At 57.4% G+C, this 17,316-nt stretch carries 22 protein-coding genes; 12 read left to right on the top strand and 10 right to left on the bottom strand.

Translation table 11 applies throughout. From position 1 onward, the window contains the following. Nucleotides 1-266: 266 nt before the first annotated feature. A complete protein-coding gene (locus tag AB7813_RS14165) occupies nucleotides 267-617 on the bottom strand; it encodes a hypothetical protein (RefSeq protein WP_441228182.1) in 351 nt (116 codons plus the stop codon). Between the two features lie 69 nt (nucleotides 618-686). Then, nucleotides 687-911, bottom strand: a complete 225-nt coding sequence (locus AB7813_RS14160; protein ID WP_068738776.1) for a hypothetical protein — start codon at nucleotides 909-911, stop codon at nucleotides 687-689. Between the two features lie 75 nt (nucleotides 912-986). On the opposite strand from AB7813_RS14160, the gene AB7813_RS14155 reads away from it, so the two are divergent. After that, nucleotides 987-1,412: a hypothetical protein gene (locus tag AB7813_RS14155; protein ID WP_441228181.1), complete on the top strand. Its 426-nt coding sequence runs from the start codon at nucleotides 987-989 to the stop codon at nucleotides 1,410-1,412. Between the two features lie 154 nt (nucleotides 1,413-1,566). Here AB7813_RS14155 and AB7813_RS14150 read toward each other — a convergent pair whose 3' ends face one another. From AB7813_RS14150 to AB7813_RS14140, 3 genes are all read right to left on the bottom strand, one after another. Continuing rightward, nucleotides 1,567-2,217 (bottom strand): outer membrane protein, encoded by a 651-nt coding sequence (locus AB7813_RS14150; protein ID WP_068738774.1) that lies wholly within the window; start codon nucleotides 2,215-2,217, stop codon nucleotides 1,567-1,569. 520 nt (nucleotides 2,218-2,737) lie between these two features. Continuing rightward, nucleotides 2,738-2,995 (bottom strand): hypothetical protein, encoded by a 258-nt coding sequence (locus tag AB7813_RS14145; RefSeq protein WP_441228180.1) that lies wholly within the window; start codon nucleotides 2,993-2,995, stop codon nucleotides 2,738-2,740. A gap of 302 nt (nucleotides 2,996-3,297) precedes the next feature. Further along, nucleotides 3,298-3,618 carry a hypothetical protein gene (locus tag AB7813_RS14140; RefSeq protein WP_120286815.1) on the bottom strand — a complete coding sequence of 107 codons (321 nt, stop codon included), beginning with the start codon at nucleotides 3,616-3,618 and terminating at the stop codon, nucleotides 3,298-3,300. Between the two features lie 985 nt (nucleotides 3,619-4,603). Here AB7813_RS14140 and AB7813_RS14135 point away from each other — a divergent pair. Then, the gene (locus AB7813_RS14135; RefSeq protein ID WP_441228179.1) at nucleotides 4,604-4,960 is read left to right on the top strand and encodes a septal ring lytic transglycosylase RlpA family protein; all 357 of its coding nucleotides are present in this window, start codon (nucleotides 4,604-4,606) and stop codon (nucleotides 4,958-4,960) included. A gap of 1,272 nt (nucleotides 4,961-6,232) precedes the next feature. Here AB7813_RS14135 and AB7813_RS14130 read toward each other — a convergent pair. Beyond that, entirely contained in the window at nucleotides 6,233-6,526 is a 294-nt protein-coding gene (locus tag AB7813_RS14130) for a hypothetical protein (protein WP_120286813.1), read from the bottom strand. A 737-nt stretch (nucleotides 6,527-7,263) separates the two neighbouring features. Between AB7813_RS14130 and AB7813_RS14125 the strand changes: the two genes are divergently transcribed. Continuing rightward, entirely contained in the window at nucleotides 7,264-7,440 is a 177-nt protein-coding gene (locus tag AB7813_RS14125; RefSeq protein ID WP_199711949.1) for a hypothetical protein, read from the top strand. A gap of 21 nt (nucleotides 7,441-7,461) precedes the next feature. Here AB7813_RS14125 and AB7813_RS14120 read toward each other — a convergent pair whose 3' ends face one another. Then, a complete protein-coding gene (locus tag AB7813_RS14120) occupies nucleotides 7,462-7,608 on the bottom strand; it encodes a PepSY domain-containing protein (RefSeq protein WP_441228178.1) in 147 nt (48 codons plus the stop codon). 310 nt (nucleotides 7,609-7,918) lie between these two features. Here AB7813_RS14120 and AB7813_RS14115 point away from each other — a divergent pair, with 310 nt between their 5' ends. From AB7813_RS14115 to AB7813_RS14105, 3 genes are all read left to right on the top strand, one after another. Continuing rightward, on the top strand, nucleotides 7,919-8,272 hold the full coding sequence (locus tag AB7813_RS14115; RefSeq protein WP_120286810.1) for a PRC-barrel domain-containing protein: 354 nt from the start codon (nucleotides 7,919-7,921) through the stop codon (nucleotides 8,270-8,272). An 885-nt stretch (nucleotides 8,273-9,157) separates the two neighbouring features. After that, a complete protein-coding gene (locus AB7813_RS14110; RefSeq protein WP_439059631.1) occupies nucleotides 9,158-9,853 on the top strand; it encodes a helix-turn-helix transcriptional regulator in 696 nt (231 codons plus the stop codon). Nucleotides 9,854-9,960: 107 nt separating this feature from the next. After that, the gene (locus tag AB7813_RS14105; protein WP_439059630.1) at nucleotides 9,961-10,266 is read left to right on the top strand and encodes a ribbon-helix-helix domain-containing protein; all 306 of its coding nucleotides are present in this window, start codon (nucleotides 9,961-9,963) and stop codon (nucleotides 10,264-10,266) included. 9 nt (nucleotides 10,267-10,275) lie between these two features. Here the strand turns inward: AB7813_RS14105 and AB7813_RS14100 are convergent, their stop codons facing one another. After that, entirely contained in the window at nucleotides 10,276-10,461 is a 186-nt protein-coding gene (locus AB7813_RS14100) for a hypothetical protein (protein ID WP_068738891.1), read from the bottom strand. Between the two features lie 1,309 nt (nucleotides 10,462-11,770). Here AB7813_RS14100 and AB7813_RS14095 point away from each other — a divergent pair. The 5 genes from AB7813_RS14095 to AB7813_RS14075 all read left to right on the top strand — a co-directional run bounded on the left by AB7813_RS14095 (nucleotide 11,771) and on the right by AB7813_RS14075 (nucleotide 13,554). Beyond that, nucleotides 11,771-11,998: a hypothetical protein gene (locus AB7813_RS14095; RefSeq protein WP_068738890.1), complete on the top strand. Its 228-nt coding sequence runs from the start codon at nucleotides 11,771-11,773 to the stop codon at nucleotides 11,996-11,998. 4 nt (nucleotides 11,999-12,002) lie between these two features. Beyond that, nucleotides 12,003-12,353: a hypothetical protein gene (locus AB7813_RS14090; RefSeq protein ID WP_441228177.1), complete on the top strand. Its 351-nt coding sequence runs from the start codon at nucleotides 12,003-12,005 to the stop codon at nucleotides 12,351-12,353. Between the two features lie 59 nt (nucleotides 12,354-12,412). After that, entirely contained in the window at nucleotides 12,413-12,676 is a 264-nt protein-coding gene (locus AB7813_RS14085; RefSeq protein ID WP_441228176.1) for a hypothetical protein, read from the top strand. 391 nt (nucleotides 12,677-13,067) lie between these two features. Next, the gene (locus AB7813_RS14080) at nucleotides 13,068-13,277 is read left to right on the top strand and encodes a hypothetical protein (protein WP_086937168.1); all 210 of its coding nucleotides are present in this window, start codon (nucleotides 13,068-13,070) and stop codon (nucleotides 13,275-13,277) included. Between the two features lie 73 nt (nucleotides 13,278-13,350). Further along, on the top strand, nucleotides 13,351-13,554 hold the full coding sequence (locus AB7813_RS14075; protein WP_068738889.1) for a cold-shock protein: 204 nt from the start codon (nucleotides 13,351-13,353) through the stop codon (nucleotides 13,552-13,554). A gap of 64 nt (nucleotides 13,555-13,618) precedes the next feature. Here AB7813_RS14075 and AB7813_RS14070 read toward each other — a convergent pair whose 3' ends face one another. Next, a complete protein-coding gene (locus AB7813_RS14070) occupies nucleotides 13,619-13,771 on the bottom strand; it encodes a hypothetical protein (RefSeq protein WP_158596709.1) in 153 nt (50 codons plus the stop codon). A gap of 546 nt (nucleotides 13,772-14,317) precedes the next feature. Here AB7813_RS14070 and AB7813_RS14065 point away from each other — a divergent pair. Beyond that, complete coding sequence (locus AB7813_RS14065; RefSeq protein ID WP_441228175.1) at nucleotides 14,318-15,460, top strand: AI-2E family transporter; 1,143 nt, start codon at nucleotides 14,318-14,320, stop codon at nucleotides 15,458-15,460. A gap of 654 nt (nucleotides 15,461-16,114) precedes the next feature. Here AB7813_RS14065 and AB7813_RS14060 read toward each other — a convergent pair. Continuing rightward, entirely contained in the window at nucleotides 16,115-16,978 is an 864-nt protein-coding gene (locus AB7813_RS14060) for a hypothetical protein (protein ID WP_441228174.1), read from the bottom strand. Between the last annotated feature and the right edge of the window lie 338 nt (nucleotides 16,979-17,316).

Below are 17,316 nucleotides of genomic sequence, written 5' to 3'. Positions count from 1 at the left end.
AAACGAGTAGGCGGAAACCTCAACGACATCCGCCACTTGAGCTATTTTTCGGACGGCGAGGTACGCATCACAGATACGCAACTGCGTACCGCGTACCGTAGGGTAAAGGTCTGGCGCCGGATGCCTTAGCGGCGCGTGCCTTTAATGAAGTTTTTAAGACGAGCTTCGAAAAAGGCCGTTCCGATACAGAAGCTACAGCTCACGAGATGTCTTTTGCTGTTTGCTATCGGACGCGTCCGTTTCTCCGCATTCCGCGCGCACGATGCCTATTGATCGTGAACGTTCAGCCACAACTGGATTGCTCGCGCGGCACGCATCCACTCGCTGGAGCTTTGGGGGACGCTTCGGCCGTGCTGATATCCAGCCAGATCGCGGATCGCAGTCAAAGCTGCTCGTTCAGCCTCGGCCATCGCGGGAGAGGTGTTCGTGGTAACCTGCTCGGTGGCCAGGCCGTTCAGCAAAATGCGGGCTTCCTGCTCGGTGCTGATCGCGGCGACCTTCAGGATCGATCTGCAGTAACGGGCCTTGATCAGGCTTTGGTCGTCGCTCATTCGAGAGCGCTCGGCGGCTTGGGCATGTGGCAGCGTAGGAAGGTCAAACTGGTTGGTCTTGTTCAAGATGCAGCCTTGGTCGATGGGACCATAGAACAGGCAATCGCCGGCTTAGTTCCCGCCCGTGAAGGGAGATCAAACTTCTTTCAGGAGGTAGCGAGCGCGGAGCTGCTTCTCTATTCGCACCACAGTCTTTGCCAGATCGGGATAGTGCCGGCGTTCGGTGGCATTCGTCAGCGCGGACCAATTGCCGTTACCGATTGGAATAATCGCAATCCCGGCATTGGGAAAGTTGGAGCCTGCAAGCTTCTCGTGAAAGAGCCAGATCAGCTCGTTGGCGGTCGCTTTCTTTTTAAGCATGGAGGTCAGACTTCAGGACGAGGTGGGAGTCTGACTTCCTGTAAGGGATCACTCCGGGGCGCGCAATTCATATTGATGGCGCAGTTTGTTTACGGTCATTTCCAGCGCACTATGCAAAGCACCTGGATCAATTCGACCTTCTGTGAAGGCATACAGAGTCCAATTCGTATCGGCTCGAAGGTCACTGTATTGGACGTCGACTGCCTTCAGCGTCTCGCAACCTGGGCGTTTTCTCATCTCCGCGAGGGCTTCGCGCTCCAGCTCCTTTTTAGAAAGTATCACTTTCATCGATTGGCTCCGGCGAGTTTTCCAGAAAACAGCCGCTGTGGCGGATCGTTCCCGGTCGCGAAGGTTCAGCAATCTGTCGCCATGTTTCACGCCGCCCTTAAGGTGGTCATCAAACGTGCAATCATCGTGCTCGATGCGCTCGGCGACTCCGAGATGAGGTGTCAGAACCAGGGGCAGGTCTGGATAGGGCGATCAACGATGTGCGCTGGCTGAGGGTATATTGACTGACAACTCTCACCTTGATTGAAGAAATGCGCCCGCCACGGAGATGTCCGCGGCGGCCGTAATTGTTCTGATTGTCTCGCCAATCGTCTGGCAAATAGAAAAGGCCGGCATTCATTTGCCGGCCTCTCACTGACGTCAGTGTTTAGAAGGTGCCGGTGCCGAAGTTGCCCAGATTGAAGCGGTAGTTCAGGCCCGCTTTGATCGTGTGCTCGTCGTTTCGGAAGCCGCCGATAGCAAACGTCGGAGTGACGAAACTGGTCGTCCCGAAATCGTAGTACTGATATTCCACCTTGCCCGACCAATTCTGGCTGAACAGATATTCGAGACCGCCGCCAACTGTGTAGCCATCCCGGCCACCATCGCCGGTGAAGCCGTTGGTGAAGCGCGAGTCGGCCCAGGCGTAACCGCCCTTTACGTAAAGAAGGGACGGGCCCCATGTGTAACCGAGACGGCCGGTAACCGAACCGAGACCGCGGTTTGCAAAGCTGCTGCTGGTGTCGATGAAGCTGTAGTTCGCTTCCAGACCAAACACCCAGTTAGGCGCGAACTGCGTGTCCCAACCGATCTGACCGCCGCCCATGAAGCGACCGTCGTCACCGCCGCCGAGAACGTTGTTCGAATTGCCGCGGAAGGCGCCGCCGACGTGACCGCCGATATAGAAGCCGGTCCAATTGTAGATTATCGCGGGCGCCATTGCGGGCGCCTTAGTATAGGGACGTGCAGCCATGTCGGCAGCCGAGGCCGACGTTGCAGCGAAAAGTAGCGCGGCCGTTGCGAGTAAATACTTTTTCATGTGTCGCTCCATTTTGAATCTGTAGCGAGATCGTATGAACTAATACGCCCCACTACCGTCTCTCAAAAGGCACACACGGGGACGATCGCGCCGAAGTTGTGAGCGGCAGGCGGGAACAAATTAAAGCGTGCGGCACCCGCTACCGTCTGGTTCCATACGCAGGAAGAGCGACGTTGAGCATCCAGCTGATCAAGCAAGCCTTGATGGAACATGCCGGCGTGACAGGCCTGATCATGGGCACGGATCGAGGCGGGACACCGCCGGTATCCAGACTTCGGTATTGAAGCTGTCCGCCCGCTGCACCCGGAACGAGGCGGGTTTCGCATTCAATGGGCGAGTGATGTCGCTGCGGAGCATTTTTCTAACCCGTACTCTCGTTCTTCTGTCTATCGTCCTCGATTTTCGCGCTGCAGCGATCATGTCCTGTTGTTGCGAGTGTCGGCGATCCGCACCTGGATGCACTCGAAGTCCGTTTCTTCGGAATGTGGGCAACAAGCTCTACTGACCAATGGCAATCTGACTATTCGTTACGTTCGACCAGAGACGGGCTATCGCCTCGGAGAAGAGCTCGTGCTTCTTGGACCAGTTCGTTGGCGATCTGTTCGTTGATCAGAAAATCGCAGTGCCCATCTCGGGTGACTAACGTCAGAGTACCAAGGAGCGGGGAATCGTGTATCGACATCACGCCCACATCGAGGGCCAGCAGCGCTTCGAGGTCATCCTCGGCGGGCATGTTGAGTGGTTTGTCATGCAGGGAAGCCGCTGGTTTCTTTGTCATGCTTTGAGCTTACCCGAGCGCGGTACGACATTTGGAAAGTCGATGAGATCTGGCAAGCTGGGTGTCAGCATGCGGGACACTCATCACTCAGCCCATCGAGCACGCTCTCGACCGCCGCGATCCGCTCCTTTTTGCCCGAGAATGTTCGGTGTTCTGCCAGCGACAGAACGTAGTCCACAGCGTGATGGCTGTGTCGCAAACGCATATAGCCGTGGTGGGGCATGGAGCGATCGCGTGCGCTTCCATCAGTAGATCTGCGGCCCACATCTCGAGTTCATGCTCAGTCATTCTCTTGGGCATGGTTAGGCCTTCTTGGTTCGTTTCGGCTTTGGAGGAGGCTGCTGCGGGATAGATCGAAATATTACGTCGCCGATGACGTGCCGCTCGGTCGTCTCGATGCTATCCGCTGCGAACGAGACGCGATCACGCCAATCCCGTCCCATGGGATCTGCTCTCGTCGCAATGGCGCGAGCCACCCCCTCGGTCTCGGCGGGGACGATGGCAATCTGTCTGCTCTTCTCAAGCAGATTCAATGCAGGCGTTAACCGCCACAATCGATTGGTTTCGGGGACCAAAACGGGCGGAGCGGCGATCTCGGTGACGGGCTCGTCTTCGTCGGACATAAGGGGAAAACGACAACCAGCGCGCCATGTTCCTTGGAGAGATGGGGAGCAGCCGGGCGTGCGCTTGCTACCGGGATCGATGATCTGCGTAACCAGCAATCACGGCCCCTACGGCGATGCCGATAATGATGCCAGCGGTCACGTTCCTGATGGCAATGCCGAGGACAGCTCCAAGGCACACCCCTAACGCAATGCCTAGCCCCATCCTCGAAGGATGTTGTTTCATCGGATTCCAAACCAGTTGGGATAAGATAGCTTAGGGAATCGGCGCGCTGTAAGTCCAGATGTTTAGGGCCCCGGTCGGGTCTCTTCGTGGAAAAGGCAAACGCGGGGTCGAACCGGAGCGCAAATCTAACATCAGGCCTTGTGCGCCATCACCGCCACAAAGGAAGCGCCGTCCTCGAAGAACAAATCCTTCATCATCGAGGAGAAGGCCCCGAGATCGTGCGCCGCTATTGGGACTGGCATCACGTTCGCCTTGACAGGTTTTTGGAGAGCCGAATTCGTCCGAGCGCGCACGCTTAAAGAGGCGGCCCAGCGCCCGTTTGGACTCAGGCGCCGAGCCTAACCAACAGCCGCTGAGGAAAGCTGCCGGCTTCGTAAAAAATCAACGCAAACCTAATTCGTTCCTCGGGGAAGATCGGCCCGACGGCGGATGGGATCGACCGCCGGGCCGCCTCACTGAACTCGGTGCGGAATGATCCCGAGCCCGGTGATGGAAATTTAGAGAGGCCCGGCGGCGGTCGAGTTGGGTGCAAGGGTACGCCGCCGAGCCCGGAAGGCAGCCCACGACAGAAACTGCCGACCGCGGAAAAAATTGGCAAAAACGGATTTAGTTCCAACCAAGCCCGGCAGCGAAATGGCCCGACGCTCAACCGAATCCATGAGCGCCGGGCCTGGCCTAAGCGTGGCTTCTAGGGTCACGCCGACCATCGACCTCTAGCATCGCAACCCAAGGAAACTCATTGATCCGCCTGTTCTCCGCGTGCGTTTTGCTGTGCACATTTTTTTCATTTCACCGGCGTTTGCCCAGAATTTTCTCGAAGGCGTTGTCTCGATTGGCGTCAAGTTGACCAAGGAAGAAACGTGCGTCGCCAGCCAGTACGGCGTTGGGGATGGCTACCACGGCCGTAGGACGGCTTCGGGCGAACGGTTCAATGCTTGCGCCCTGATGGCCGCGCACAAGAGCCGGCGCTTCGGTAGCCACGTCACGGTCACGAACAAGAACAACGGCAGATCGGTGCGGGTCCGCATCACGGACCGGCCCGTTCATCGAGGGGCTGCATCGACCCGTCTCGAGCAGCAGCCAACGCAATCGGCATGGGCGGGATCGCGCGCGTAACCGTTCAGTAGCCCACGAGGCCCGAGAGGGCGACCCGGATGACCCGGTCTTGTTTACGGAGCGATTCTCAGCCGGCGAGAAACTAAGCGACTTGAGACAGAAATCCGGTTATCATTGACGTCGCCGGCTGCGGGCGGGGAGAATACCGTTTCGACGTTGAAGCTCGTGTACATGCGGCGAAGAGCTAAGGTCCATGAAGCATGGAGGCCCTGCGATGTGGATAACATTAATGGCTTGCTTCGCTTGTTTTCTGATCGGCGGATATGCGGGCCTCTGCCTTGGTTACTACTCGGGTACGGAAGTGGTCCGGCAAGAGGTGCGAGAGTTGTTGGACAGACGGTGGCCGATCGCAGAAGGTCAGTCGGCAGTCATTCAGGACAACGGCGGCGCCTTCTCCGCAAACTGAACGACGGCCTGTCGTCAGGCGTGCCCCCATTTAAGTACACTCCGGCGCGTTCCTCAACTCTCCGCGCTCGTTCCTGGTATTTCACCGCCAGAGCATTTAGCCGGTCGGACACTGATCGATACCCGCCGAATTTCGCAAACTCTTCGCACCTTCGAGATATCGCTCTCAGTCGTGCAGCCGTTGCGATCGCTTCTCGTTGGGGCGTCGTCAGAGCCATCGACGCACTCGGCACAGCGCTACTAATCGATCCACAATCTCGAAAGTGGTCTTTTGCGCAATTCGATGCGCTCTCCACCTTTGGCAGACGTGAGTCTGGCCCTCAGCAAGCAAGACCGAAAACATGATTGAACCGCCATGTTGCGGCGCATAATCTTTTTTTGCCGGGAAGGTAGCGTCGGTATGGAGGATGGAAATGCCGCACGAATATCGGGTGTGGACCGATGATGATATTGCAAAGTTACGAGATCCGGCTGGCAGCCGATCTCCTGACGATATTTCCAGAGAGTTGGGACGGACGCGAGCGGCAACTGTGTGCAAAGCTCACCTGCTTGGTATTTCAATGCGTAGGCCTGCAAATGCAGGACTTCCACGAAATTGGTATAAGCAACCGCAGGAACGTTCACCTAGACTTTAGTTTACTATGGCCGGACTTATCCTGAGGGACAGCTGGCCATTTTTATTCCACGAGCCGAAGGCGCCCGTAGCCCTTGCGCAGCCGCTCCTGTGCAGCGCTCACGTCTTCGTGGTCAAGTATTTCGAGCATGCGTTGTAAGACGAATTGCGGGCTCCGCGGTCCCGGCCACATGAGCTGTGTAAGACGGCCCGAGCGTCATCCATGGCGTCGTTGATGGTGTCGATGTCGCGCATCATTGATCCCTCACGAGCTTGTAGCGGTTGCGCCACTTCGGATCCTTGTCGACGGAGTGGTAAACCGGCGTGCCTCCTGGAAAGAGTGCTTGCAACATGCCGAGGCGTGCGAACTCGATCGGCCCGTCGTACTCGGCGGCCTGTATCAACACGTGCATTGCGTTCTGCCACGGTGGGGCGTCGTGCATCTGCTTCGGCAGGCGGGTGATGTATTCGCCGGCATCCTGCAGGGTGGCCAGTTTACCGCCAGCGGGGAGGGCAATGGGGTCTGGAAAACGCGTCGACCATGGCATAACTCAAATCCGCAACTGAACGGCAGATTCAAACGTCCTGTTGCGGATTAGTTCCGGTCAAGCGCTCAGGCTTCTCCCACAGACTATCGGTGTCGAAGGTCTTCGATAGCGCCTTTGGCTCGCAGGTCCGCCCTTACCTTGCGGACGCTTGGCAGCGAAATCCCCAGATCGCACGCCTTCCTTTTGACTGACGTAATGGGCCGGCCGAGCGCCGCTGCGGCACGTAGAGCAAACGCTCCGCTGTCGACTAGCTCTTTCAGCTTGGCGACGTCTTCCGTATCCCATGGTTTCGCAAGCAGGCGCCCTTGTCACGGTTATTTCTCCAGCGGTCGCAGCTCGCCGTTCAACCAGCCCTCGGCCTGGATCACTGGATCTGGCCCAACAGCGGCATGGATGAAGCTGCACTTTGGACATTCGTAGGCATGGATGACCATGCCCTTGTCCGCCGGAGTAGACCGCAGCCAAGCAGTGACAGATCCGCATTTCGGACAGATCGGCGTTTGGGTCTGTGGCATAGCGGTGACAAATTATCAGAAATGGTCAGGCTGAAAAGTGAATTGCGCTTGAGATCAATCGAGCAGCGGGGGTACCTCGCAATAATTCGGCCCGACGTCATCGGGGGCAATGTCGTCGGGCCTCACCGGATTATCGACCTTGGAGAGATGGTGTCCGGCTGCTCCAACAAGCAACGTCAGGGAACATCGTTCCTTAAAGGGCGCGCCGCGATATAATGTGGGATGAAACCAACGAAGTCGCTCAGGAAGCAGGCTAAGAAAGCCGAGGCTGTAGCTCTGCGCTCGGAAGACACCGAGCACGCTGAACGCATGCACAATCTAGCCGAAGCGTTCCGAGCTCAAGCTGAGGCGCTGAAACCTAAAAAGAAAGGGAAAGCGAAGAACAGCAGCGGAGATTAGTCGGCCAGCTTCTGGCAATGATTACGTCACTCTTCGGGTCGGCTGAAAGTTCGTCCTCTTGCCGTTCTTGATGCCTTCAACTTCCCATCGGCCATCGTCGGCCTCGAGCTTGGAAATCAGCGAGTAGCCGGACTGCAGCACCTTCGCGATCACTTGCTCCACTGGCATGCCAAAGCGTGCGAGACCTTACCTCGTTGCCTTGACAGTCACGAAAACCGATGCGTCATCGCCAAGCGGATTCTGCACCGCGTCAATGAGGGAGAGCGGACCTTCGTCGGCATGGCAGTTGCGGGGATAGCGGCGGTTGAAGGGCTACGGCGCGGCACCAACAGGTTTGAGCTACAGCATACCCAGAGCGGCTGGCTTTGTCGGTCTATAACCGTGGCTCTCTGGGCTTCGCTAAATCACACTGGAGCCACTCCGGAACGAATGACAGATTCTCCCGTTTTTATCGAGACTCAAACGAGGGAGAGCCATTATGGCAAACGAAACGAGCAATCTGATCAGCAGCGAGAAGGTTGAAGGCACCGCCGTCTATGGTCCCGACAGCGAAAAGGTCGGCTCGATTGAAAGCGTGATGATCGACAAAGTCAGCGGCAAAGTTGCCTATGCCGTGCTGAGCTTCGGCGGCTTCCTTGGGATGGGCGATGAGCATTATCCGCTCCCTTGGCAGACGCTGAAGTACGACACCAATCTTGAGGGTTACGTTACCAACGTGACGAAGGCTCAGCTCGAGGGCGCGCCGAAATACGCCAATGACAGCGACTGGGACTGGTCGGACACCAACCGGGCTCGCTCGCTCAATGATTACTACGGCACTCCTTGGGTCTAGCTCCTCGATCGCGACAAGTCGTGGCTCTTTGATCTTAAAGCAAGAAACTATTCTACTTTGGCTGAATTGTCTGACGCATACGCCGGGTGACAACCGGCCAAAACGGGGATGATGGACGCGGCGGTTTTGCCGGTTTCTCGTCACGACAGCAACGCATTGGTACGCGCGGCCATCTAACCCGTTCCCGGCATATGCGCTTAAGTACTTCGCTCGGTTCGCGGCAGAAGCGTAATGCTCATAGTCGTACTAGAAAAATGCCAGCAGCCGCGACGGCGATGATCCAGGCAACCAGCACAGCGATTGGCGCGATCCTTGAGGTGGGCATTAGAATTCTGCATGAGCGGAGCTCACAGAAACGCAAGTACGTTTGCGCTGGAGGCCTTTGAGGGAGCCGACGACCCTCAGCACCTTGCCGTAACTACAGCTGTTGTTCTGGACATAGACGACAGCAAAGGGGGGCAGGGTGTGGGGCTCACGGGCAAGGATGGGCTGAGCCGACGCGTCCGCGTCAAACAACAATGCGATACCGAAAATGAGCATACGCATAACACATCCCATCATCCAATAACCGCGTACAATACTTCTATTGAGATTTAGTTCGCTTTGCGAAAACGTCGCACCGCCCGTGGCACAGGGGGTAGCCACAATGGGGTACGAGTGTGCATGAGCCTTCTAGCCCGACGCCTAGCGCAGAAGGGAGCAAGGTTCTGCATCGCTCTTCCTATTTTTCTGTGTCAGTCGGAGCACTAGATTGCGAGGCTTCGGGGAGGTGTGCAGTCGGATTACTCCGTGCGGAGCATTTACACGGCTCGTTGACGTCGGAATGCTCTTGGCTCGATCAAGCCTTGTCATTCAAACGACGTAATAGGCAAAGGGAAAGACGCAATGTTGAACTTGACCCAGAGTGCCGCATTGCCTGCCGCAATTGCATCCCTTCATCCATGCAGGGAATCAATCTTCAACATTTCCAATCGCGCATCCCTCGTCAGGTCGGATGCTGATCCAGACAAGAAGCCTGACCTAGCTGGACAACGTGACGTACTACACGCGGTCCTGGCGCGAATTGGCTGCGGGCAAGTTCTACTCAAACGAGGCGGTTTGCTTGACGTGAGCGCAATCGGTCGTGCGATATTGGAACGCGAATGTGGCGCCGCGAGCGGGGAAACACTCTATCGCGCCGTCAAGCAACTCGTGAATCGCGCGGGAGCGCAAATTCCCGTTGGCTCGACATCATGGCTCGCGACTTCCTTCAGGGAAGGCGTCACCAGGCTTGTAAGCCAGATGATCAATGTTTGGACCGATGAAACCAGCACCATCATTCTGCTCGATCTTGACGCTCATCCAGAGCCGACGCCTGAGGCGCTGCGGCGCTTGTTCGGCCTTACAGCCGCGGAAAGCCAGCTTGCAGTCGAATTGGCGCGTGGTCATAATTTGCTTGATATTTCTCGCTCCCGGCGTCTGAGCCGGACGACAATCCGCTCACACCTGGCCTCTCTGTTCGTCAAAACTCAAACAAGGCGGCAGGCGGAGCTGGTTGCATTACTCGGGCGTGTCGCCGTCCTCCCGTCTCATGGCAATTGAGGTCGGCGATAGGCAGCCAGAAAGCCGGAGTGAAGTGCGATCGATGGAGAGATGTTGGAGCTGAAGGGCGTAGCTCCGCTTTGCGCGCACTAAGGGGATCAATCGCTATGGCTAACCTGGGGAAACCTATAAAGCCACGAAAGCAAACTTTCACCCGAACTAACGGGACGTCAACGAGCGTTAGCCTCGAGGATGCCTTTTGGGACGCGTTGACAGAGATTGCGAGCGAAGAAGGTATCTCTCGGTTAACACTGACTAGGCGGATAGATCGCGACCGAGTCCACTCCAACCTTACGTCAGCTATCCGAGTTTCTGTTGTGGAGCGTTTTATTGCTAAATACCGCTCGGCAACTGGCGCCGATGCGGATAGGCAGCAAAAAGCCCGCCCCGGAGAGGGCGGGCTTTCTCGATAATTGCCGACATTATTTTTCCGGATGACCGGAGCCGGGCGGTGTCGTCTTCGGAGCCTTGCCATCTTCGACACGACCTTCGTTGCGGAGGTCGCGACCTTGCTGGGCCTTCTTCTTGCTCTCCGCGTCCTTGCCGTGTTCGTTCAGCTCTTCCTTGACGAAGCCGGCACCTTCTTTGATTTTACCTTCCACGCTCATATTCATCTCCTGTGCTGTTAGCCATAAAAAACTCAGCTGGGGCAGTTTTGATCCGTCGCAAAAGCGATCTTCCGCAAGACGCCGGATAGGCACCGACGCCGAACCAGTCCGCAATTGTCACCGACACAGCCGAGCGCCCGGTGCAGGACCGGGGAGAAGCGATCACATTCACCGGCTCTTTCTGCTACCGCCGCCCTTGGAAACCAGGCCATCGCTTCCGCCGTCACCTGAAACAAAACAGCCCGAACTGCGTCATTGTCCCGGGAGCGACCATGACCGGGAAAGGACAGGCGATGTTACGGAAAACAGTAATCCTTGCAGTTGCTGTTGCCGCCATGAGCCTGCTTCCACTAACCGATGCTTCGGCTCGCGGCGGTTTCGGCGGCGGTGGGTTTCATGGTGGCGGCGGCTGGCACGGAGGTGAATGGCATGGAGGTGAGTGGCGCGGCGGTGGATGGCGCGGCGGCTGGGGGGGCCGGCGTTCGTCGGCGCGGGATTTGGTCTGGGCCTGGCGAGCGCTGGCTGGGGCATTGGCGGTTGGGGTCCGGGTTGGCGTGACCCGTGTCTTCGTCATCGACAGGTTTGGACCCGTTGGGGTTGGCGGATTGTGCCCGTGAATGTTTGCTGGTGAATCCTGGTCGGCGCTGGGAATTTCGCCTGCTAGCGGCCGACTGCAATCACCACGTCGATTAAGCGCTGGGTATGACTGCTACCGCGCATGGTCTGAACTGAAACTTCGGAAACAGGCGGCTGCTGGTGCGCGGCCTCACTTCGCATCCTGGCTCGGAGTTTTGTCCCCAACCCGGCCGGCCGGAGCGACGCTGGCGCCGCTATTTCTCAAAGAAGGCGGCCCAGCGTTCGGATTGGCCATCACGCCCGTGTTGGTGCTGCTCAGCGAGTTTGTCGCAGCCGCGCCAGCCGGCGACTGTCCGTAGGTTTGCGAGCTGGTTGAGGACGATGGCGCCGCGGTGACGCTGTTGATGTTGTCGGTCCCGATGTTGCCGGAGTTGGCAGCGCCCGTAGCTCCGCCGGCACCAGCGCCAGACGATCCTGCGCCGCCAGCTGAAGACGCGCTGCTACCCGCCGAGCCGCCGCTAGATCCTCCCCCGCCGCCACCTCCACCACCTTGGGCGAAAGCAGGCGCTGAAATTGCGACAATTGCCGAGATTAATATCGCGACGGCTGTGGATGACATGATCGAGCTCCCTGTTGAGCCGGTTCAAAGCGAATGTTGGAGAACAGTTCCGAGACTGTTTGGAACGATATGCCGGATCGCAAGCTTGTGCTGCTGCAGCGAGGAGATCACGACATGACTGACAAAACGCTACCACCTGCAGAGCCGGCCGAAGATTTGAAAGATGTCGTCATCGACGGCGTCAAAGACGCCGCCGACCGGGTCAGCACAGCGATCGACGAGGGTCGCAAGCCCGGCAGACCGTTAGACATTCTGGCAAAGGTCACACGGGACGCGCCATTGGGGGCCCTCTTAGTTGCTTTTCTTTTCGGAGCAGCAATGGCGCGGCGGCGCCATTGGTAGACAGATGAGTTACGATCCTGCTCGCAATATTGTCGACGGTTTGTTGCAACTAGGCGCGCTGAGCGTCCAGATAGGTGTCTCGATGGCTGAGGCGCTCCTCGCTGCGGGTGGTTCCACCAAAACGTTGCCAGCCGATGACGTTCCAGATCCGCCACCTTCCCCCGCTCAGATTGAAGCGATTGCGCTAGCGCTCGAGCGGGAGATCCTTGGCAACTACGAACTCGGCTTCCAGGCTATGCTTCGGCTGAACTTTCCCCGGGATCGACTTCGAGAAATCGCCGTCACAGCGCTGAATGCGGCGCGCGGCGCCGGCCGCACGACCACCGGTGCAACTGCAGGGAACGATGCTGAATAGGAGATGTTCCAACGTAGTCCCGTCCCGTTTGAACGGGAGCTCATAAGCTGGGAGCCAACATGTTTGCATCTACTCTCGTCGCAATGACCGAAGCTTCCCTTCTCGGCTTCGAAGCAAGCCGGGTCGTCGCATTGCGTATGCAAGTTTTTATGCAGGGCGGGACGGCCGCATGGAATGAGGCTGATCTGATGGTCCGTGAAAAGACAAAAGCCTTCAGTCAGGCGTTCCTTGATCTTGCGGCTGGGTCATCCCGATCAGACGTCTACTCTGACCTCAGAGCGATAGTGAAAGAAAACTACGATCGGCTCTCCGAGCGGCATTAAGCCCTATGAGCAATGCCGTGTTCCAGAAAACAAGTGCTCCGACGATAGTAGGCATCGTGAACTCAGCACCTTTTGGTCAGGAGCGCGGAAGCCTCTCGGCTTCCGTTGCTTGGGCCGGGCGTTACTCCAGCAATTCTTGCCGATGCAAGAAGGTGCCGTCGATCAGAACAACTGCATGGTAGCGGATGGCGAATACCACAGCCGGCCTGTGTCGCGAAACGCGCGGTCCAAACCATCGACCGCATCATCATCACCGCACTGCGGTCGGGATCCTTCTTTAAGGTTCCTCCGATAGCTTCATCTCAAGCGGCACTGTAATGCCTACCGCTAGCTGGTAGACGAAACGACAGAGCCGCCGGAGCGACCCGGCGGGTTTTCTTTGGAGGCGGCAGTGGCATCAGCAATCGAGCTTATTGTCAGCGCATACATCCAGGTTGGTGATCGGGCGGCGCTGGTCGGTCTGCTGGATCATCGAAAGCGCATCGCTAAGGACCTGCGAAGCCGGACCGGTTTCGATTTTCGCGTGCCGCTGGATGCTGTCGAGAATGAAATCGAGGTCATAGAGGCAGGCGTGGCCACATTCGATAACTCGCCGTCCTAGTCTCTCGTGCGTGCTCTTCTTGACTCTCGGTGGCTTCATGCGACGTTGTGCCGATAGCCGTAGGGAGAGCGATGTGGCGACTGGTACCGTAAAGTGGTTTAACGCGACCAAGGGCTTCGGCTTCATTCAGCCGGACACAGGTGGCAAGGACGTGTTTGTGCATATTTCGGCCGTGGAACGGGCGGGGCTGAGCACGCTCAACGAGGGTGCCAAGGTCAGCTATGAAGAGCAGGAAAACCGCGGAAAGACGTCGGCAGAAAACCTGCGCGTCGGCTGATTGCGGCGAACTGACTGAAATATCGATCCGCCGGTTTCCCAGTCCCCCGGCGGTTCTCCTTTGCTCAGAAGAAACCCGGGCTGAGATCCAAGCCGTAGGTCATTGCAAGGATCGATACGAACAGTCCGGCCGCCCCGAACCAGACAAGATGCATCCAAGGCGACGTTGTGGGTGCTGTGACGATCGAGGGCGTCGGCTGCTTCAGTGCGACTGGCATGATGGCCTCCTGTGTTGCTGGCCTTCATAGGTGCGGCGAGCTGTCGCAGAGGTTCAGTTCTATTTTGCTGACGAGACGATAGCGGCCGCGCACGAACAGCGGGACCGTCGACAACCACGAAGACGGCCCCGCCACGCGCTCGAACCCTAGCCCTTGGGGGGGCATCGGGCCGTTCGGCGAACCTCAGGATGGATTGGTTTTCAGGAGGTGTCGTCACAGCATTTTGCCGCATCGACGGCGTTACCGCGCATAGAGCGATTCGCGAATACCGTGTTGCGTGCACTCATCGTGACTAAAAAGGGAAAGCCCGAAATCGAAGGGGTTTAGCAAATACGAGATGCGGCACGTAAATCCGCAAAAGAACGAAGCCGATACCGAGCGAAGTAGCTGAATTTTGTCGGGCAATTCATGTTGGCCTCGGAGCGATTCGAACGTCCGCCCCTCAGAATCGAAATCCGGTGCTCGTTCATGGCATTGCAACATTTTCCCGATTGGAACTGAACGACAGTCTTTTTTGTTCTTCCCCGATAAACGGGGGCGTGATGGATGGTAGAAAAGGCCGGAACGGAAGCTTTGCGCAAGCGACGGATGGTGCACATCGAACAAGCGTCACCCAAAGCAGAGCGAAAGCCGCTACCTTTAGGAGCTGACGCGCGTAGGAACTCCCGGGTCGTGCTTGCCCTGGTCCTTTTCGGCCTCGGGACATGGACCGCCTCAGCTTTTCTGCCGGCCCTGATATGGGCCACCATTCTCGCAGTTGCCCTGTGGCCGCTGTACCTGAAGTTTGCGGCGCGCTTTTCGTCAGGTCATTCAAGTCTGGCAGCGTTCATCTTCACCGCAATCGTGGCTTTGGTGCTGTTCACCCCGCTGTCACTTGCCATCTACCAAATCGCGCAGCAAGGCGACGTTCTTGTGAGGTGGCTAAAGCAAGCCCGCGAGAGCGGTGTTGAGGTGCCGGATTGGGTCGCGCGTCTACCGCTCATTGCGGAAACTCTGCAAACTTGGTGGCGCGCCAACCTTTCGGATCCAAAAGCTGCAGCGGCATGGCTTCAAACTGTTAACGCGGATAATGCGTCGGAGTTGTTTAAAACATTCGGCTCACAGCTGCTTCATCGTCTTTTTCTGTTGCTGTTCTCGCTTCTGACCTTGTATTTCCTCCTCCGTAATGGTCGCGCTGTCACGAGCCGTTTCCTCGAGACGTGCGACCGCCTTATCGGCGATCCAGGAGAGGGACTCGTCGAGAAAATGGTCGAAGCGACGCGCGGCACGGTCAACGGTACAATTCTCGTCGCTGTGGGCGAAGGATTGCTTATTGGTGTCGGATTCTTGGTCGCCGGCGTACCGACCCCCGTGATGTTTACTATAATAACCATAGCATTCGCGATGTTACCGTTCGGAGCCTGGTTGGCTTTCACCGCGGCGGCATTAGTTTTGGTCTCCGGCGAAGGCAGTGGGTTTGCGGCCGCTGGGGTGTTTCTATGGGGTGCGATCGTTATGCTTGCTGGCGATCACTTCGTATGGCCCACTCTGGTCGGTGGTTCGGCGCGACTTCCCTTTCTTCTAGCATTTGTTGGTATCTTTGGAGGTATTGCTGCATTTGGCCTGTTCGGCTTATTCCTAGGGCCTGTCATTATGGCAGCACTACTGACCGTGTGGCGCGAGTGGATCTTCCGGCCAGTGCCGCAGTAACTTTGTGATCCTTCTTGAAGAGCTCCGCAAAATGAAAGATTTCCATATGAACTACGCTAGCAACTAACAAATAATGAGGTGCCTTTGCCGTCACAACATCTGTAATGGTCCAAAGATCGTGGCCCGCGGGGAGGGGCCCACACAGCAGAAATCAGCTTTAAGTCAAGGCGTTCTGCGCGGAATTTATTAATTTCTCAAGCCAATCCCCGGCATTGATGTAGTTCACCTTCAGCGCCGCGAAGCTCGCCCGCAGGCAACGAAATAATGGGTCGAGCCGCGTCTAAGCAAGAATTACTCGACTAGAGGGTTCACCAGATCGCGCCCGTCAGCAGTGGCGAATCCGCGCGGCAACGAAAGGCAACTCGTCGTCTTATAGCACCCGACCGGCGAAACGGCCGGTCTTGGCGCACGGCCATTGTGAGGTTGAGTGCCTTGCTGTGAGTGACCTCCAGCCCGCATGTGGCTCGCGTAGACGGCTTGCTTCAGGTTTCGCCACAGGCGTCATACGCGCCATCGAACGGCTTGGCCTAATAAATCCAAGCGAAATCTAAAGTCCCCGTCGTCCGCCTTAGCCGCTGTTCAGTACAAGACTTGCGAGGCAAGGTTAGCGAGAAGATCGGCGCATTCAATTCGATCTACTACGTTCCACCTAACTCACGCGACCTCACGTCGATAGGCAGCTGCAGATCCGCGAGCACCCATCCAATGCGGCATCGCTGCGCCGTCGCGGTGGCTGCCGCCGACGCTGCCGGCGGCCACCGCGATCACAGCGCCCAGCAATATGGCCGCCGCGACGGAGAAGGCCAGGATCACTGAACTCCGTCGAGATTTGGCTATCGACGCTTGAGAGGTTGCAATCGCGGCATCGACCCGTTTTTCCGCCTCTGCGCCGGCGAGACCGGTGTTCGCGGCAACGAGTTGAGCAAGATAAGATCGATCCTCGCTGCTCATTCCCAAGTGGCTCGACGAGGTCAAGAGAATTCTTCCCGCCTCCGCACGTTCCTGCAGAAGGTCTACGTTTGCGGCGCGACGCAAGGGCCTGAACAGGCGGTCGATCTCGTAGCTTAGCAAAGGCTCCGCAGCGCTGGTGCGTGCTGACGATCCGTTACTGTTCGGCCGCGTTAGTGTCGCGCTTCCAATGAAGGCCGCAAGCGCTACGCCAAGAACAACGGCAAGCGCCCACGCAGCGAGTCCATGTAGACCATCGCGCTGTTCAATTTCGGCGGTATCCAAAGCAGCGAGACCGACATTTGTCCGCCCGGCAATATAGCCTCCCACTCCGAAACTCAGCGCGGCTTGGAGAATGAGATAAAGTCCCGACAATATCCAAAGCGCAGCGGAGGCGTCCCGCCAAGTCGGAGCCGTGGATGAAACGCCAAGTCCGATCGCTACGCCAAAGGCCAGCAGAATTGACGAAAGCGCGGTCGCTATGAGGGCACCGAGGATTACGGGCGTCCAGCTCAAATACCTTGAGGGGACTTCAATGGAAGCTTCGGCAGGTTCAATCGATTTAACCATCTCAGCGCAGCCCGAAGAATGACAACACGGCCAAGATGACGACGATTAATCCCACCAGATAAATCAAACCATTCATCGTTCTTCTCCTCGTTTTGTTACCGTCAGAGCCTGCAGTCCTCACCGCTGTATTCAAAAGCATCGCTCGGCCGTCTGCTGCATGAATCGACTTTTTTGCCCTGCGTTTTCAAACTCTCGAATATTGCTTATTGTTCCCGACGCGTTGAGGCTCGCGGCCTTAAGTGACGGTGGCTCTACCTGCCGCCAGGGGCTGCGGCGCATCCTCATCGCTCGCTTGTGTCTTCTCGGCCTCCAACGTATTCCCCAACCGGGAAAAAGAT

The sequence above is a fragment of the Tardiphaga sp. 20_F10_N6_6 genome, assembly GCF_052076045.1.
GTDB classification, from domain to species: Bacteria; Pseudomonadota; Alphaproteobacteria; order Rhizobiales; family Xanthobacteraceae; genus Tardiphaga; species Tardiphaga robiniae.
This window is presented reverse-complemented; position numbering and strand designations above follow the sequence as displayed.

What these genes read in the sequence shown, in the direction of transcription:
- AB7813_RS14160 (WP_068738776.1), bottom strand. Translation starts at nt 911, where the DNA reads ATGCTTAAAAAGAAAGCGACCGCCAACGAGCTGATCTGGCTCTTTCAC.
- AB7813_RS14155 (WP_441228181.1), top strand. Translation starts at nt 987, where the DNA reads ATGGCGCAGTTTGTTTACGGTCATTTCCAGCGCACTATGCAAAGCACC.
- AB7813_RS14150 (WP_068738774.1), bottom strand. Translation starts at nt 2,217, where the DNA reads ATGAAAAAGTATTTACTCGCAACGGCCGCGCTACTTTTCGCTGCAACG.
- AB7813_RS14145 (WP_441228180.1), bottom strand. Translation starts at nt 2,995, where the DNA reads ATGACAAAGAAACCAGCGGCTTCCCTGCATGACAAACCACTCAACATG.
- AB7813_RS14140 (WP_120286815.1), bottom strand. Translation starts at nt 3,618, where the DNA reads ATGTCCGACGAAGACGAGCCCGTCACCGAGATCGCCGCTCCGCCCGTT.
- AB7813_RS14130 (WP_120286813.1), bottom strand. Translation starts at nt 6,526, where the DNA reads ATGCCATGGTCGACGCGTTTTCCAGACCCCATTGCCCTCCCCGCTGGC.
- AB7813_RS14125 (WP_199711949.1), top strand. Translation starts at nt 7,264, where the DNA reads ATGAAACCAACGAAGTCGCTCAGGAAGCAGGCTAAGAAAGCCGAGGCT.
- AB7813_RS14120 (WP_441228178.1), bottom strand. Translation starts at nt 7,608, where the DNA reads ATGCCAGTGGAGCAAGTGATCGCGAAGGTGCTGCAGTCCGGCTACTCG.
- AB7813_RS14115 (WP_120286810.1), top strand. Translation starts at nt 7,919, where the DNA reads ATGGCAAACGAAACGAGCAATCTGATCAGCAGCGAGAAGGTTGAAGGC.
- AB7813_RS14110 (WP_439059631.1), top strand. Translation starts at nt 9,158, where the DNA reads ATGTTGAACTTGACCCAGAGTGCCGCATTGCCTGCCGCAATTGCATCC.
- AB7813_RS14105 (WP_439059630.1), top strand. Translation starts at nt 9,961, where the DNA reads ATGGCTAACCTGGGGAAACCTATAAAGCCACGAAAGCAAACTTTCACC.
- AB7813_RS14100 (WP_068738891.1), bottom strand. Translation starts at nt 10,461, where the DNA reads ATGAGCGTGGAAGGTAAAATCAAAGAAGGTGCCGGCTTCGTCAAGGAA.
- AB7813_RS14095 (WP_068738890.1), top strand. Translation starts at nt 11,771, where the DNA reads ATGACTGACAAAACGCTACCACCTGCAGAGCCGGCCGAAGATTTGAAA.
- AB7813_RS14090 (WP_441228177.1), top strand. Translation starts at nt 12,003, where the DNA reads ATGAGTTACGATCCTGCTCGCAATATTGTCGACGGTTTGTTGCAACTA.
- AB7813_RS14085 (WP_441228176.1), top strand. Translation starts at nt 12,413, where the DNA reads ATGTTTGCATCTACTCTCGTCGCAATGACCGAAGCTTCCCTTCTCGGC.
- AB7813_RS14070 (WP_158596709.1), bottom strand. Translation starts at nt 13,771, where the DNA reads ATGCCAGTCGCACTGAAGCAGCCGACGCCCTCGATCGTCACAGCACCC.
- AB7813_RS14065 (WP_441228175.1), top strand. Translation starts at nt 14,318, where the DNA reads ATGGTAGAAAAGGCCGGAACGGAAGCTTTGCGCAAGCGACGGATGGTG.
- AB7813_RS14060 (WP_441228174.1), bottom strand. Translation starts at nt 16,978, where the DNA reads ATGGTTAAATCGATTGAACCTGCCGAAGCTTCCATTGAAGTCCCCTCA.